Origin of the sequence: Agrococcus sp. Ld7 (assembly GCF_045064095.1) — a bacterium.
Classification (GTDB): Bacteria; Actinomycetota; Actinomycetes; order Actinomycetales; family Microbacteriaceae; genus Agrococcus.
In genome coordinates, this window is the sequence record NZ_JBISGY010000035.1 from 1 (window position 1) to 12,769 (window position 12,769).

The following is a 12,769-nucleotide window of genomic DNA, read 5'->3' on the forward strand; positions in this document are numbered from 1 at the left end:
GCTCCCCGCCGGTCCCCTCGAGCAGCCACCCTCGTCCGTCAACCGACCGCTTGGTCTGGCACCCGAAAAATCCGGTTGCCAGACCACAGGCTCGGTTGACGGACGGGGCGGCGGTGGCGGGGGTGTGCCCAGCCGCCGCGCGTAGGCTGGAACGCATGACGCCTCTGCCCTCCGGCCTGCCCGTCGACGACTTCAACGCCGACATCCGCCCCCAGGACGACCTGTTCCAGCACGTGCACTCCAAGTGGCTCGCGCGCAGCGAGATCCCCGCCGACAAGGCGCGCTGGGGTTCGTTCGCGGTGCTCGCCGAGGCCGCGGAGGCGGCGGTGCGCGACATCGTCATCGAGATGCAGGATGCCGAGCCCGGCACCGACGCGCGCAAGGTCGGCGACCTCTACGCCTCGTTCCTCGACGAGGAGGCGGCCGACGCGAAGGGCATCGACCCGATCCGGCCGCTGCTCGAGCGCGTCGAGCAGGTGGCGGACATCGACGGCCTGCTCGCGCTGCTGGGCGACCTCGAGTCGATCGGCGGCCCTTCCTTCGCCGCGCAGTGGGTCGACACCGATCCGGGTGACCCCACGCGCTACCTCGTGCAGCTGGGTCAGGGCGGCATCGGCCTCCCCGACGAGTCGTACTACCGCGAGGACGCGTTCGCCGACATCCGCACCCCCTACCTCGCGCACCTGCAGACGATGTTCGAGCACCTGGGAGTCGAGAGCCCCAAGGCGGAGGCGGCCGTCGTGTTCGCGCTCGAGACAGAGCTCGCGAGCCACCACTGGGATCGCGTCGAGAGCCGCGACGACGAGAAGACCTACAACCTGCAGCGGCTGGCTGACGAGCATCCGCGGCTGCAGGGGTGGCTGCGCGCAATTCACGCTCCCGCCGGCATCTACGACGAGGCCGTCGTGCGCCAGCCGAGCTTCTTCTCCGGGCTCGCCTCGCTGCTCGTCGACGAGCGCATCGATGAGTGGAAGTCGTGGCTGCGGGTAGGCATCCTGCGCTCGTTCGCCAGCTACCTCACCACGCAGATCTCGCGCGACCAGTTCGCCTTCTACGGCACTGCGCTCACGGGCACCACCGAGCAGCGCGAGCGCTGGAAGCGCGGCATCTCGCTGGTCGAGGGCATGCTCGGCGATGCGATCGGCAAGATCTACGTCGAGCGGCACTTCCCGCCGGAGGCCAAGGAGGCGATGGATGTGCTCATCGAGCACCTCGTCGAGGCCTACCGCTCGTCGATCCAGGAACTCCCCTGGATGAGCGAGGAGACGCGCGAGCGCGCGTTCGCCAAGCTCGACAAGTTCACGCCGAAGATCGGCTTCCCGGTGCGCTGGAAGGACTACGGCGCGCTCGAGATCGGCGACGACCTGGTCGCCAACGTGCAGGCCGCGATCCGCTTCGAGCACGACCGCGAGCTCGCCAAGATCGGCAAGCCGATCGATCGCGACGAGTGGTTCATGAACCCGCAGACCGTGAACGCGTACTACAACCCCGGCTTCAACGAGATCGTCTTCCCCGCGGCCATCCTGCAGCCGCCGTTCTTCGATGCCAACCGGGATGCCGCAACCAACTACGGGGCGATCGGCGCGGTCATCGGGCACGAGATCGGGCACGGCTTCGACGATCAGGGCTCCAAGTACGACGGTGACGGTCGATTGATCGACTGGTGGACGGATGCCGATCGTGCGGCCTTCGACGAGCGCACGAGCTCGCTCATCGCGCAGTACGACGCGCTCGAGCCGGAGGCCGCGCCCGGGCACAAGGTGAACGGCGCGCTGACCATCGGTGAGAACATCGGTGACCTCGGCGGTCTCGGCATCGCCTGGAAGGCCTATCTCCGCTCGCTCGGCGGCGAGGAGCCGCCGGTCGTCGATGGGCTGACGGGCGCGCAGCGCTTCTTCCTGTCGTGGGCCTACGCCTGGCAGATGAAGATCCGGCCCGAGGAGGCCGTGCGGCTGGTCTCGATCGATCCGCATTCACCGAACGAGCACCGCACGAACCAGGTCGTGAAGAACATCGACGCGTTCGCCCGGGCCTTCGATGTGCAGGCAGGGGACGGCCTGTGGCTCGATCCGGAGGCGCGCGTCACGATCTGGTGACCGCTCAGGCGAGCGCGATCGCCGGACGCAGGGCTGCGCCGAGCTCGTCGAGCGCGCCAGGGATCACGCGGTAGAACGCCCAGCGGCCGCGCTGCTCTCGCTCGACGAGCCCCGCTGCCACGAGCACCTTGGCGTGGTGGGAGGCGGTGGGCTGGCCGATGCCGATGGCGTCGGCGAGGTCGCACACGCAGAGCTCGCCGTCCGTCACGGCGAGCATCGAGAGCATCCGAAGGCGAGAAGGGTCGGCGACGGCCTTCAGCCGGGTGGCGAGTGCCTCGGCCTCGTCGGCGTCGAGCGCCGGCTCGCCCGGCGTGCAGCAGATCTCGGTGCGCATGGCATCATCCTCTCACATCGATATGCATCGATATGATAAACATTGATACACATCGATATGAGGGGAGGTGCGTCATGGACTGCTGCGACATCGAGCTCGAGCTCTGCAACGAGACCTGCGGCGAGGGCTGCTGCTGACGTGCCGTCGCGGCCGCCGGACCCGTGCGGGCCTCGGCGGCCGTCGCGTCGCTGCCTCCTGACCGCGGTGCGGGGCGGCCGGAGGCCGCCTGGCGTCAACCTGGGAGCGCACCCAAGCCGTGCGTCGGTATCGTGGGGTTCGACCGGCCAGCGTGCGCTGGCAAACCAACGGCAGGAGCGAACATGCGCGGCAAGATCCTCTTCGTGGTCGGACTCGGCACGGGCTACGTGCTCGGGGCCAAGGCTGGGCGTCAGCGCTACGAGCAGATCGCGGGAGCGGCAGACAAGGTCTGGAACTCCCCGTCCGTCACCAAGCAGCGCCACGAGGTGCAGCACTTCGTCGAGACGCAGGCCCCGAAGCTCATGGAGTCGGCGTCCGACGTCGCAACCGGCGCCATCGACAAGGTGTCCAAGCGCAAGGGCTCTGCGAAGGGGTCGAAGCGCTCGCCCAAGGGTGGCGCGAACGGCTCCAGCAGCACGGGTGCGGGATCGGGTGATGCCTGATGGCACCTCGCAAGCCGCTCGGCGATCTCGTCGCTGAGATCCCGAAGCTCATGATCGATCTCGTCAAGGCCGAGATCGACAACCTCAAGACGGAGGTCGCGGGCAAGGCGAAGGGTCTCGGAGTCGGTGGAGCGCTCCTCGCCGTCGCCGGCCTGCTCGGGATCTTCCTGCTCAGCTGGCTCCTCTATGCGGGCTTCGAGGGCCTGAACGTAGTGTTCGTTCCCTGGCTCTCGGCGCTGCTGGTCTCGGCGTTCCTGCTGGTGATCGTCCTGGTCCTCGTGCTGGTGGGGCTCTCGTCCATCAAGAAGAACAAGGACTTCAGCAACCTCGAGGCGGTCGACAGCATCAAGGATGACGTCAACATGGTGCGCGGCCTTGGCCACGCGGCAGACGGCAGCGACCCGCTCAACGACCTCGAAACGACCGGCGTGGACACGAACGGAGCACAGCGATGACCGAGCAGCGTGAAGTGGACCGGAAGCGCGAGGAGCTCCGTCAGCACCTCAACGAGTTCGAGGATCGCGTCAATCCGAAGAAGGTCGCAGACCGCGCGGTGGGCAAGGCGCAGGACTCCTACAACGAGGACCCGACGCCGTGGATCGCCGCGGCCGCGGGCATCGCGGTCGTCATCATCGGCGGGATCGCGCTGGCCGTCTTCGGGCGCCGCTAAGCCTGCTCGACCAAGCCGGGCAGCTGCCGCAGGTTGCGAGCGATCTCGCCGCTGAACTCCCAGGCCGACTGCGGCTCGATCGAGGCGAGGAGCGCGTCGTAGGTCACGGTCTGGAAGAGCAGATCGGCGAGCGGCGCCAGTGCCATCACGCGGTCGACGTCGACGTCGGGGTAGCGCGCTCGCCAAGGCTCCACGCAGGCCGCTGCAGCGCTCGCGGCAGTGGCATGGTCGGTCCAGTGACCGAGATGGCTCGCATCCAGGAACGGATGGCTGACACAGCCGTCCGTCCAATCGAGGATTCGCAGCGACCTGCCGCGACGAGCTCCGGCACTCGCTCGATGGTCGCCAGCTGCGCGGCGGCCCAGTGCCGCGCGGTCTCCAGCGCTGCGTCCGCCGCCTGCTCGGCCTCGCCGACACCGCCGAGCTGCTCCATGAGCACCCATCCCTCGGTCGGCTCGACGGCGACCAGCCGCGGCACGAGGTCAGGCAGCATCCCTGCCACCGCGGTGTGGATGCGAGCCTCGGCGCGGAAGTGCGAGCACGGTGCCTTGCACCACAGCGTGCCGCCGGCGGTCGGTACGCGCACGACCGCCGAGATGCTCCAGAGGCGGAACGGCTCCACCGGCCCAGAGCGACGCCGCCCGAGCGGCTCGAGCACCGCGTCGAGCCACGCCTCCAGCAGATCGAACCAGCCGGGCCGGAACCAGTCCGGGCGAGCGGTCGGCGTGCGCGAGGGATCGAGCTCGCCGATCGCGCGCGCCACGACCGTTGCGAGCGCAGCATCGGGCAGGGCGGCGGGTGCGATCCATGGGCCGGTCGTCCGGGTGTCGGATCGACCGCCGACGACGTGCACGAGTCGGCCATCGGCGAGCCTGACGGTCGGGGCGATGGGGATGTCGGCTCCAACCAGTGCTAGCACCTCGGCGAGCGAGTGCTCGTGCTCGCCGCCCGGCAGCGACGGCAGCGAGCCGCTCGCGTCGACGAGCACCGCACCGCGCACGAGGAGCGCGACGTGCTCCCGAGCGGCGTCCATCGCGCTAGGCGACGGGTTGCGCTGCGCGTTCGTGGAGGTCGCGGCGTGACACCTCGAGCGTCGCCAGATCGATCCGCACCGCGGTCTCCGGCGCCATGCGCTGCCAGCCGTCGCCGGTGAGGCCGCTCGAGGTCACGGCGATGGCGCCGTCCTCCGCCCGCCGCCACGACAACTGGTAGTAGTGGTCGATGTGATCGGCCGGCAGGTCGGAGCCGAGCCCGGACTCCTCGAACAGGTCGTGCGGGATGGGCGCGCCCTCGTTCGCGTGCGTCGCGATGAGCTCCTCGGGCGAGAGCACCAGCAGGTTCAGCGCCGCCGTCGGGAACTCGCGACGGATCTCGGCCACGGTCGTGGTGACGGCATCGAACAGCGGCTCGCCCGCCTCATGCCGCCGCAGGATGAGTGCGAACACCATGGCGGTGTCGGTCTCGCCGCCCACTCGGGCCAGCTCGGCATCCGTCACCTTCTGGCGCAGGCGCGAGATCGGCGCGATCGAGCCGTTCTGCGCCAGCGCGATCTCGCCCACCCGGAACGGGTGGCTGTTCGCGACTCGGGTCGCGAGGCCCTCGGTGGCCAGCCGCAGATGCGTGAGGCGAGCGCGCGTCGGGGTGTCGATGAGCGCGTCGGTGAGATCGGCATTGCCGAGCCCATGCGTCGCGTCCCGGTACCGGCGGATCTGGTCGCCGTCGAGCCACGCGGTGCCCCAGCCGTCGGTGTGCAAGCGGCCCAGGCGCTGCCACTCCACGCACGAGGCGTTGCCGATCACATCCTGCGTCGTGGCAGGGGTGGGGGAGACGTGCGCGAGCAGCCGACACATACGCATCCCCTTTCGTTCCTGCCGCCATTCTCTCGCATGCGTCAAGCACCCGCCGCCCGCGCCGTCACAGGGGGTCATATTCGCCACCGGCACGCAGGGGGTGATTGCTACGCCACGTGACGGAGCGGGTGTGCGCAGCGCGTGAGTGGTTCGTAGCGTCGGCGACATGACCACGAGCGCTCTCTCCGTCGAACTCGACAGCATCGGCCGTGCCTTCGCACGCGGCCGGCAGTCGCGCACCGTGCTCACCGGCGTCGACCTGCGGGTCGGCGCGGGGGAGGTCGTCGCGATCCTCGGGCCCTCCGGCTGCGGCAAGTCGACGCTGCTGCGCCTGATCGCGGGCTTGGATGCCGCCGATGACGGCGCCGTGCGCATCGCAGGCGAGCCGGTGCTCCCCGCCGACCAGCGCGTCGCGGTGGCGTTCCAGGAGCCGCGGCTGCTGCCGTGGCGGACGATCGCCCGCAATGTCGCGCTGGGGCTTGCCGACCACGGCCGATCGCGCCCCGGCCTGCGGCGGGTCGACGAGCTGCTCGACCTCGTCGGACTCTCGGATGCCGCCGGCCTGCGACCGAGGCAGGTCTCCGGCGGCATGGCGCAGCGGGCGTCGCTCGCCCGTGCACTCGCGCGTGAGCCCGGCGTGCTCGTGCTCGACGAGCCCTTCGGCGCGCTCGACGCCCTGACCCGGCTCGCGATGCAGGACCTGCTGCTCGACGTGCATGCGGCCGAGCCGCGCACGATCGTGCTCGTCACCCATGACGTCGACGAGGCACTCCACCTCGCCGACCGGATCGTGCTGCTGGGCCCCGCACTGACCACCGAGGGCTCGACCGTGGCCTCGCTCGTCCACGTCCCCGGCGAGCGGCCGCGCGATCGCGGCACCGCCGCGCTCGCAGAGCTTCGCGCCCAGCTGCTCGAGCGCCTCGGCGTACCGCGCCGCAGCACGGCGGCAGCAGCCGATCCCGACCACGCACCGAACACCGTCGACCAGGAGGTCCTCGCATGAATGCCACCCGAACCACAGCCATCGGCGCCGCCCTGCTCGCGGCGGCGATGCTCGTCGGTTGCGCGGGCGAGGGCTCCGCAGTCGCCCCGCAGTCGAGCTCGAGCGACGCGGAGGCCGGTTGGAGCGTCGACACGCTCGACATCGACTTCGCGACCTACAACCCGCTGAGCCTGATCATCAAGGATCAGGGATGGCTCGAGGCCGCCACCGGCGGCGAGGTGACCATCAACTGGGTGCAGTCGACCGGCTCGAACAAGGCCAACGAGCTGCTGCGCGCGGGCGCCGCGGACGTCGCCTCGACGGCTGGCTCCGCCGCCCTGCTCGCCCGCGCGAACGGCTCGCCGATCCGCACGATCGACGTGTACTCGCAGCCCAACTGGTCGGCGATCCTCGTGCCCGCCGCATCCGACGTGACCGAGGTCTCGCAGCTGCAGGGCACCTCCATCGCGGCGACGAAGGGCACCGACCCCTACTTCTTCCTGCTGCAGTCACTGGCCGCCGGCGGGCTGACGACGACCGACGTGCGCGTGCAGAACCTGCAGCATGCCGACGGTCTCGCGGCGCTGCAGTCCGGCGCCGTGGAGGCCTGGTCGGGGCTCGACCCGATGCTCTCGTCGTCGATCGCCGATGGCAGCGCGCGCATCGTCTACGACAACATCGACTTCAACTCCTACGGGTTCCTGAACGCCACCGAGGAGTTCCTGGAGGCGTCGCCAGACCTGGCGCAGCTCGTCGTGGATGCGTACGAGCGCGCACGCGAATTCGCGATCGCCGAGCCCGAGGAGACCGCGAGCATCCTCGCCGAGGTCGCCGGCATCGACCCGGAGGTCGCGACCGCCGTGATCCATGACCGCACGAACTTCGAGGTGGATCCCGCACCGGGCGACTCGCAGCGCCAGGTGCTGGAGTTCATCGGGCCGATCTTCGTCGAATCGGGCGACGTCGCGAGCCAGGACGCCGTCGACGAGGCACTCGATTCGCTCTTCGAGACGCGGTTCGCCGATGCCGCGGATCCGGGCTCGCTCTCGTGACCGACGTGCTGAGGGTGCCATCCGCCGATCGCGCGGGTGCCCGGCTCGCGCTCGCCGCACCAGCGGTGCTCATCGGCGCGATCGTGCCGCTCGCACTGCTGGCCCTGTGGTGGGCGACGACGTCGCTCGGACTCGTGCCGCCGCATCGGCTGCCGCCCCCTCGGGCGGTGCTGGATGCCGGGCTGCAGCTCGCGGGCGACGGCGCGCTCTGGCTCCACGTCGGCATCTCCGCCCAGCGGGTGGTGCTCGGCTTCACGATCGGCGCGGCCGCCGGGCTGGCGCTCGGGGCGCTCGTCGGGCTGTCACGGGCGGCGAACAGGCTGCTCGGCCCCACGGTCGGGGCGTTCCGCGCCGTGCCATCGCTCGCCTGGGTGCCGCTGCTCGTGCTCTCGCTCGGCATCACGGAGGATTCCAAGGTCGCACTCATCGCCATCGGCTCGCTCTTCCCGGTCTTCACGACCGTCGCGGGAGCGCTCCGCCACGTGGACCCGCACCTCGTCGAGGCGGGGCGGGCGTTCGGGCTCCGTGGCATCCGCCTGCTCCGCGCGGTGCAGCTGCCCGCAGCCGTGCCGTCGGTCGTCTCCGGCCTCCGGCTCGCGCTCGCCCAGGCGTGGCTGTTCCTGGTCGCGGCCGAGCTCATTGCATCGTCGATGGGCCTCGGCTTCCTGCTGATCGACTCGCAGAACAACGGTCGCGTCGATCGCATCCTGCTCGCGATCGTGCTGCTCGCCGTGCTCGGCAAGGCGACCGACGCCCTCATCGGCATCGCGGAGCGGTGGCTGCTGCGCCGCTGGCTGTGAGTCGTCGCGGCCGGATCCCTCCCTCGTCACTACCCTGGCCAGATGCCCCACGACCCGCCGCTGCAGCTGACCCAGGAGCAGCTGGCGATCGCCGAGCGGATCGAGCGGGGCGAGGACCACCTGTTCATCACGGGGCGCGCAGGCACCGGCAAGTCGACACTGCTGCGGCACCTCACCGAGACCTCCAAGAAGCAGATCATCGTCTGCGCGCCGACGGGGGTCGCGGCGCTCAACGTGGGTGGGCAGACGATCCACTCGCTGCTGAAGCTGCCGCTGGGTGTCATCGCCGAGGCGCCGCTGCGGCAGAGCGCCGAGCTGAAGCGCATGCTCGGCAAGCTCGACCTGCTGGTGATCGACGAGATCTCGATGGTGAACGCCGACCTCATGGATGCCGTCGACCGCTCGCTCCGCCAGGCGCGGGGCGTGCGCTCGGTGGCGTTCGGCGGCGTGCAGGTCGTGATGTTCGGCGACCCGTACCAGCTCGCTCCCGTGCCGGGCGACGCCGAGGAGCGCGCCTACTTCGCCGACCACTACGACTCCATGTGGTTCTTCGACGCGCGCGTCTGGCGCGAGGAGCGGCTCGACGTGGTCGAGCTCGTGCACATCCACCGTCAGACCGACCTGGAGTTCAAGCAGGCGCTCAACGCCGTGCGGCACGGCACCGTGACCGCCGAGATCGCCCAGCTGCTCAACGACGCGGGCGCGCGCACCCCTCCCGGCGACGACGTGCTGACGCTCGCCACCCGCAACGACACCGTGACGCGCATCAACGCGCGAGAGCTCGCCCGCCTCTCTGGCAGGTCGAAGACCGCGGTGGCGGAGGTCTCCGGCGACTTCAGCGGCAGGCAGTACCCGGCGGATGCCGAGCTGCAGCTGAAGATCGGTGCGCAGGTGATGTTCCTGCGCAACGACGCGGCCGGGCGCTGGGTGAACGGCTCGCTCGGCAAGGTGGTCGATATCGGCGGCACCGTCTGGGTGGAGGTCGACGGCGAGCAGCACGAGGTCGAGCCGGCGGTGTGGGAGCAGTTCCGCTACTCCTACTCGCCGACGACGAAGGAGATCAAGCGGAATGTGGTGGCAGAGTTCACGCAGTTCCCGCTGCGGCTCGCATGGGCGGTGACCATCCACAAGTCGCAGGGCAAGACCTTCGATCGCGCGATCGTCGATCTCGGCTCACGCGCGTTCGCGCCCGGGCAGACCTACGTCGCGCTCTCCCGCCTCACCTCGCTCGAGGGCCTCTACCTGACGCGCCCGCTGCAGCCGCGCGACATCATCGTCGACCAGCGCGTGCGCCGCTTCATCCACGAGGTGCGAGAGCGCGATGCCGCGCGCGCCGCTCGCGACGATCTGCGCGATGCCCCGACGCGCGCGGACTCCCCGACACCGAGCACCCCTGCGCCGGCGGAGACCGCAGCCGAGGAGGATACGCGCGACCGCATCGACGCCGGCTTCGCACCCGGCGGTCCCACACCGTTCTGATCGATGGCCGCCGCGCCGCGCCATCGCCGTCGGGCGATGCTCAGTGCGCGGGCGCGCCTGCCGCGTGGTCGATCACGGGAAGCGCGGCGAGTGCGTGCAGGAAGCGGGTTGCAGCCCGACGGTCCTCGCTCGTCATCGCTGCCGCCACGGCGAACCGGCGGGCGTGGTCGCGGCCGACGGTGGCCGTCGCGGCAGACCGGGTGTGCTCGGTGACGATCAGCGAGAGCGCCCGGCGATCCGTCGGATGCTCGGTGCGCCGGACGTGGCCCGCGCGCTCGAGCCGGTCGAGCAGCTTCGTCACCGAGGGCCCGGTGATGCCCAGGTGCTGCGCGAGCATGGTCGATGTGACGACGCTGCCGTCACGAGTGACCGACATGATGAAGCGGATCGCCCGCATGTCGTTCTCGCCCAGCTGCATGTACCGACGGCCTGCCTCGCTGTGCGCCTCGGCCGTCGCATGCCAGCTGCGCAGCGACTGGAAGAGGCTGACGATCTCCTCCACCTCGCGGTCGTCGAGGCCCAGCTCGGACACGAGCTGCGAGGTCGCGTCCATCCGCCGCGGGTCGAGCATCGCGCGCTCGTGCGCGGGATGCCTGGCCGACTGCGTCATGGGCCCATCCTAGGCGCGAGCCTCATAATTGCCTTGGCTAAGCATTGCTAGGCTGTCTACATGTCGCCCGCGCCCTCCGCCGCACCCGAGCTCGTGATCCTGCTCGACGACGACGGCCAGCCCATCGGCACCGCCGACAAAGCTTCCGTGCACGGCACCCAGACGCCGTATCACCAGGCATTCTCCTGCCACGTGCTCGACGAGCACGGTCGCATGCTCGTCACCCGGAGAGCGCTCGGCAAGATCGCATGGCCGGGCGTCTGGACGAACGCCTGCTGCGGCCACCCGGCGCCGGACGAGCGGCTCGAGGACGCGGTGCGGCGTCGACTCGCGCACGAGCTCGGTGCGGTCGCCGACGAGATGGAGCTCGTGCTGCCCGACTTCAGCTATCGCGCGGTGGATGCGAGCGGGATCGTCGAGCACGAGCGGTGCCCGGTGTTCTTCGCGCGCGTGACCGGGGCGCTGCAGCCGAATCCGGATGAGGTCGCGGAGTTCGAATGGGTGCAGCCCGAGCAGCTCGGCACGGCCATCCGCGCGACGCCCTGGGCATTCAGCCCGTGGCTCGTGCTGCAGGCCGAGCAGCTGCCGGCGCTCGCGGGGACGCCGTGATCCCGGTGGAGGAGTCCACGCTGCTCGCCGAGGTCGAGGACCGCATCCGGCAGCTCGCGACCCCGACGGCCCCGCACCCCGTGCAGTTCGCGGCATCGCACGCCGTGCACGGCGGCAAGCTGCTGCGGCCGCGCCTCGTGCTCGCGGCGGCCGGCGACGGCGGCGACCGCGCGGCAGTCGTGCTGGCGGCGGCTGCGATCGAGCTGCTCCACGCGGCGCTGCTGGTGCACGACGACGTGATCGACGACGACGACGAGCGGCGTGGCGTGCCGTCGGTCGCCCGGGCGGCACGCGAGGCGGCGGCGGCGTCGGGCATCGCGCCGCACGTCGCCGAGCGGCTCGGGCTCGCCACCGCGATCGTGGCGGGCGACGCGCTGCTCGTGCGGGCGCTCGCGGCCATCGCGCGCTTGGATGTCTCGCTCGACACGCGCGTGCAGGTCGTCGACATCATCGAGCGCGCGATGCTTCGCGCTGCCGAGAGCGAGCACGATGACGTGCTGCTGGCGGGACGCGAGGTCGACGAGGGAGCGATCCAGCAGGTTCTGGAGGGCAAGACGGCCGACTACTCGTTCCGAGCCCCGCTCGAGCTCGGCGCAGTGCTGGGCGGTCGCAGCCCCGCGGCGACCACAGCGCTCGGCGAGATCGGGCTCCGGCTGGGCGTCGTGTACCAGCTGCGCGACGACGTGCTCGGGGTCTTCGGCGACCAGCAGCACACCGGCAAGAGCGTGCTGAGCGACATCCGCGCCGGCACCCCGACGCTGCTCTCGGCGCTCGCTCGCCGCGACCCGTCATGGCAGCGCATCGCCGGCGACTACGGCAACCCCGCCGCTGACGCTCGTGCGGCGGAGCGAGTGCAGCGGGTGCTGCGCGAGAGCGGGGCGCTGGACGCCGTGGAGCAGCGCATCGACGAGGGCAGCGCGACGCTGCGGCAGCTGATCGACGCCGCCCCGATCGATGACGCCCTGCGAGCGGAGCTGCGGCACATCCTCGAACGCTGCGTGGAGCGCGACCGATGACCGGGCTCGAGCTCTACTCGGCAACCGCCAGGCGCGCGAGCGCAGCCGTCATCGGCGCCTACTCGAGCTCGTTCGGGCTCGCGAGCAGGCTCCTGCCACCGGGCATGCGTGGCGACATCGCGACCGTCTACGCGCTCGTGCGGGTCGCCGACGAGATCGTCGACGGGCCCGGTGCCGAAGCAGGGCTCGACACCGCTGCCTGCGGCGATGTGCTCGACGCCCTCGAGCGCGAGGTCGAGCGCGCGATCGCCACGGGCTTCAGCGCCGACCTGGTGGTGCACGCCTTCGCGGAGACGGCGCGCCGCGTCGGCATCGACAGCGGTCAGACCGCACCCTTCTTCGCTGCCATGCGACGCGACCTCTCGCCGGTGGCGTTCGAGGACGAGCGTGAGCTGCGCAGCTACGTCTACGGCTCAGCCGAGGTCGTCGGCCTCATGTGCGTGCGCTGCTTCCTCGGCGGGCGCACGCTGCCGGATGCGCAGGCGCGCACGGTGGCCCGGGGCGCACGCGCGCTGGGCCGCGCGTTCCAGGTCGTCAACTTCCTGCGCGACCTGGGTGCGGACGCCGACACGCTCGGCCGCGCCTAACTGCCGGGCGTCGACCCCGCGCACCCCACGGACGCCGCGATCG

At 70.9% G+C, this 12,769-nt stretch carries 16 protein-coding genes; 11 read left to right on the forward strand and 5 right to left on the reverse strand.

Features of this window, described 5'->3' with window-relative positions:
* Positions 1-155 precede the first annotated feature (155 nt).
* Positions 156-2,096 carry a M13 family metallopeptidase gene (locus ACJJVL_RS11620; RefSeq protein WP_405218831.1) on the forward strand — a complete coding sequence of 647 codons (1,941 nt, stop codon included), beginning with the start codon at positions 156-158 and terminating at the stop codon, positions 2,094-2,096.
* 4 nt (positions 2,097-2,100) lie between these two features.
* Here the strand turns inward: ACJJVL_RS11620 and ACJJVL_RS11625 are convergent, their stop codons facing one another.
* Positions 2,101-2,430, reverse strand: a complete 330-nt coding sequence (locus tag ACJJVL_RS11625) for an ArsR/SmtB family transcription factor (RefSeq protein WP_405218832.1) — start codon at positions 2,428-2,430, stop codon at positions 2,101-2,103.
* A gap of 320 nt (positions 2,431-2,750) precedes the next feature.
* Here ACJJVL_RS11625 and ACJJVL_RS11630 point away from each other — a divergent pair, with 320 nt between their 5' ends.
* The 3 genes from ACJJVL_RS11630 to ACJJVL_RS11640 are packed head-to-tail and all read left to right on the forward strand — an operon-like array spanning position 2,751 to position 3,741.
* A complete protein-coding gene (locus ACJJVL_RS11630) occupies positions 2,751-3,071 on the forward strand; it encodes a hypothetical protein (RefSeq protein ID WP_405218833.1) in 321 nt (106 codons plus the stop codon).
* Positions 3,071-3,526 (forward strand): phage holin family protein, encoded by a 456-nt coding sequence (locus ACJJVL_RS11635; RefSeq protein WP_405218834.1) that lies wholly within the window; start codon positions 3,071-3,073, stop codon positions 3,524-3,526. The genes ACJJVL_RS11630 and ACJJVL_RS11635 overlap by 1 nt, the downstream gene beginning before the upstream one ends.
* Positions 3,523-3,741: a DUF3618 domain-containing protein gene (locus tag ACJJVL_RS11640; RefSeq protein ID WP_405218835.1), complete on the forward strand. Its 219-nt coding sequence runs from the start codon at positions 3,523-3,525 to the stop codon at positions 3,739-3,741. Before ACJJVL_RS11635 ends, ACJJVL_RS11640 begins: the two co-directional genes overlap by 4 nt.
* Here the strand turns inward: ACJJVL_RS11640 and ACJJVL_RS11645 are convergent.
* The 3 genes from ACJJVL_RS11645 to ACJJVL_RS11655 are packed head-to-tail and all read right to left on the reverse strand — an operon-like array spanning position 3,738 to position 5,591.
* Positions 3,738-3,887 carry a hypothetical protein gene (locus ACJJVL_RS11645; RefSeq protein WP_405218836.1) on the reverse strand — a complete coding sequence of 50 codons (150 nt, stop codon included), beginning with the start codon at positions 3,885-3,887 and terminating at the stop codon, positions 3,738-3,740. The two genes, ACJJVL_RS11640 and ACJJVL_RS11645, sit on opposite strands and share 4 nt — an antisense overlap.
* On the reverse strand, positions 3,887-4,774 hold the full coding sequence (locus ACJJVL_RS11650; RefSeq protein WP_405218837.1) for a hypothetical protein: 888 nt from the start codon (positions 4,772-4,774) through the stop codon (positions 3,887-3,889). The genes ACJJVL_RS11645 and ACJJVL_RS11650 overlap by 1 nt, the downstream gene beginning before the upstream one ends.
* A gap of 4 nt (positions 4,775-4,778) precedes the next feature.
* On the reverse strand, positions 4,779-5,591 hold the full coding sequence (locus ACJJVL_RS11655; RefSeq protein WP_405218838.1) for a class II glutamine amidotransferase: 813 nt from the start codon (positions 5,589-5,591) through the stop codon (positions 4,779-4,781).
* A 166-nt stretch (positions 5,592-5,757) separates the two neighbouring features.
* On the opposite strand from ACJJVL_RS11655, the gene ACJJVL_RS11660 reads away from it, so the two are divergent.
* The 4 genes from ACJJVL_RS11660 to ACJJVL_RS11675 are packed head-to-tail and all read left to right on the forward strand — an operon-like array spanning position 5,758 to position 9,904.
* A complete protein-coding gene (locus tag ACJJVL_RS11660) occupies positions 5,758-6,594 on the forward strand; it encodes an ABC transporter ATP-binding protein (protein ID WP_405218839.1) in 837 nt (278 codons plus the stop codon).
* Positions 6,591-7,625 carry an aliphatic sulfonate ABC transporter substrate-binding protein gene (locus ACJJVL_RS11665; RefSeq protein WP_405218840.1) on the forward strand — a complete coding sequence of 345 codons (1,035 nt, stop codon included), beginning with the start codon at positions 6,591-6,593 and terminating at the stop codon, positions 7,623-7,625. The genes ACJJVL_RS11660 and ACJJVL_RS11665 overlap by 4 nt, the downstream gene beginning before the upstream one ends.
* Complete coding sequence (locus tag ACJJVL_RS11670; protein WP_405218841.1) at positions 7,622-8,425, forward strand: ABC transporter permease; 804 nt, start codon at positions 7,622-7,624, stop codon at positions 8,423-8,425. Before ACJJVL_RS11665 ends, ACJJVL_RS11670 begins: the two co-directional genes overlap by 4 nt.
* A 42-nt stretch (positions 8,426-8,467) precedes the next feature.
* Entirely contained in the window at positions 8,468-9,904 is a 1,437-nt protein-coding gene (locus ACJJVL_RS11675; RefSeq protein ID WP_405218842.1) for an ATP-dependent RecD-like DNA helicase, read from the forward strand.
* Positions 9,905-9,944: 40 nt separating this feature from the next.
* Here the strand turns inward: ACJJVL_RS11675 and ACJJVL_RS11680 are convergent, their stop codons facing one another.
* Complete coding sequence (locus ACJJVL_RS11680; protein ID WP_405218843.1) at positions 9,945-10,514, reverse strand: MarR family winged helix-turn-helix transcriptional regulator; 570 nt, start codon at positions 10,512-10,514, stop codon at positions 9,945-9,947.
* 60 nt (positions 10,515-10,574) lie between these two features.
* Between ACJJVL_RS11680 and idi the strand changes: the two genes are divergently transcribed.
* From idi to ACJJVL_RS11695, 3 genes are read left to right on the forward strand one after another with little or no spacing between them, the layout of a single operon-like run.
* Positions 10,575-11,123: an isopentenyl-diphosphate Delta-isomerase gene (gene idi, locus ACJJVL_RS11685; RefSeq protein ID WP_405218844.1), complete on the forward strand. Its 549-nt coding sequence runs from the start codon at positions 10,575-10,577 to the stop codon at positions 11,121-11,123.
* Entirely contained in the window at positions 11,072-12,139 is a 1,068-nt protein-coding gene (locus ACJJVL_RS11690) for a polyprenyl synthetase family protein (RefSeq protein WP_405218845.1), read from the forward strand. The genes idi and ACJJVL_RS11690 overlap by 52 nt, the downstream gene beginning before the upstream one ends.
* Entirely contained in the window at positions 12,136-12,726 is a 591-nt protein-coding gene (locus tag ACJJVL_RS11695) for a squalene/phytoene synthase family protein (RefSeq protein ID WP_405218846.1), read from the forward strand. Before ACJJVL_RS11690 ends, ACJJVL_RS11695 begins: the two co-directional genes overlap by 4 nt.
* The last annotated feature ends 43 nt before the right edge of the window (positions 12,727-12,769 follow it).

Bases quoted from the DNA above. Each gene is read 5' to 3' on its own strand.
- ACJJVL_RS11620 (WP_405218831.1), top strand. From the start codon at position 156: ATGACGCCTCTGCCCTCCGGCCTGCCCGTCGACGACTTCAACGCCGAC.
- ACJJVL_RS11625 (WP_405218832.1), bottom strand. From the start codon at position 2,430: ATGCGCACCGAGATCTGCTGCACGCCGGGCGAGCCGGCGCTCGACGCC.
- ACJJVL_RS11630 (WP_405218833.1), top strand. From the start codon at position 2,751: ATGCGCGGCAAGATCCTCTTCGTGGTCGGACTCGGCACGGGCTACGTG.
- ACJJVL_RS11635 (WP_405218834.1), top strand. From the start codon at position 3,071: ATGGCACCTCGCAAGCCGCTCGGCGATCTCGTCGCTGAGATCCCGAAG.
- ACJJVL_RS11640 (WP_405218835.1), top strand. From the start codon at position 3,523: ATGACCGAGCAGCGTGAAGTGGACCGGAAGCGCGAGGAGCTCCGTCAG.
- ACJJVL_RS11645 (WP_405218836.1), bottom strand. From the start codon at position 3,887: ATGGCACTGGCGCCGCTCGCCGATCTGCTCTTCCAGACCGTGACCTAC.
- ACJJVL_RS11650 (WP_405218837.1), bottom strand. From the start codon at position 4,774: ATGGACGCCGCTCGGGAGCACGTCGCGCTCCTCGTGCGCGGTGCGGTG.
- ACJJVL_RS11655 (WP_405218838.1), bottom strand. From the start codon at position 5,591: ATGTGTCGGCTGCTCGCGCACGTCTCCCCCACCCCTGCCACGACGCAG.
- ACJJVL_RS11660 (WP_405218839.1), top strand. From the start codon at position 5,758: ATGACCACGAGCGCTCTCTCCGTCGAACTCGACAGCATCGGCCGTGCC.
- ACJJVL_RS11665 (WP_405218840.1), top strand. From the start codon at position 6,591: ATGAATGCCACCCGAACCACAGCCATCGGCGCCGCCCTGCTCGCGGCG.
- ACJJVL_RS11675 (WP_405218842.1), top strand. From the start codon at position 8,468: ATGCCCCACGACCCGCCGCTGCAGCTGACCCAGGAGCAGCTGGCGATC.
- ACJJVL_RS11680 (WP_405218843.1), bottom strand. From the start codon at position 10,514: ATGACGCAGTCGGCCAGGCATCCCGCGCACGAGCGCGCGATGCTCGAC.
- idi (WP_405218844.1), top strand. From the start codon at position 10,575: ATGTCGCCCGCGCCCTCCGCCGCACCCGAGCTCGTGATCCTGCTCGAC.
- ACJJVL_RS11695 (WP_405218846.1), top strand. From the start codon at position 12,136: ATGACCGGGCTCGAGCTCTACTCGGCAACCGCCAGGCGCGCGAGCGCA.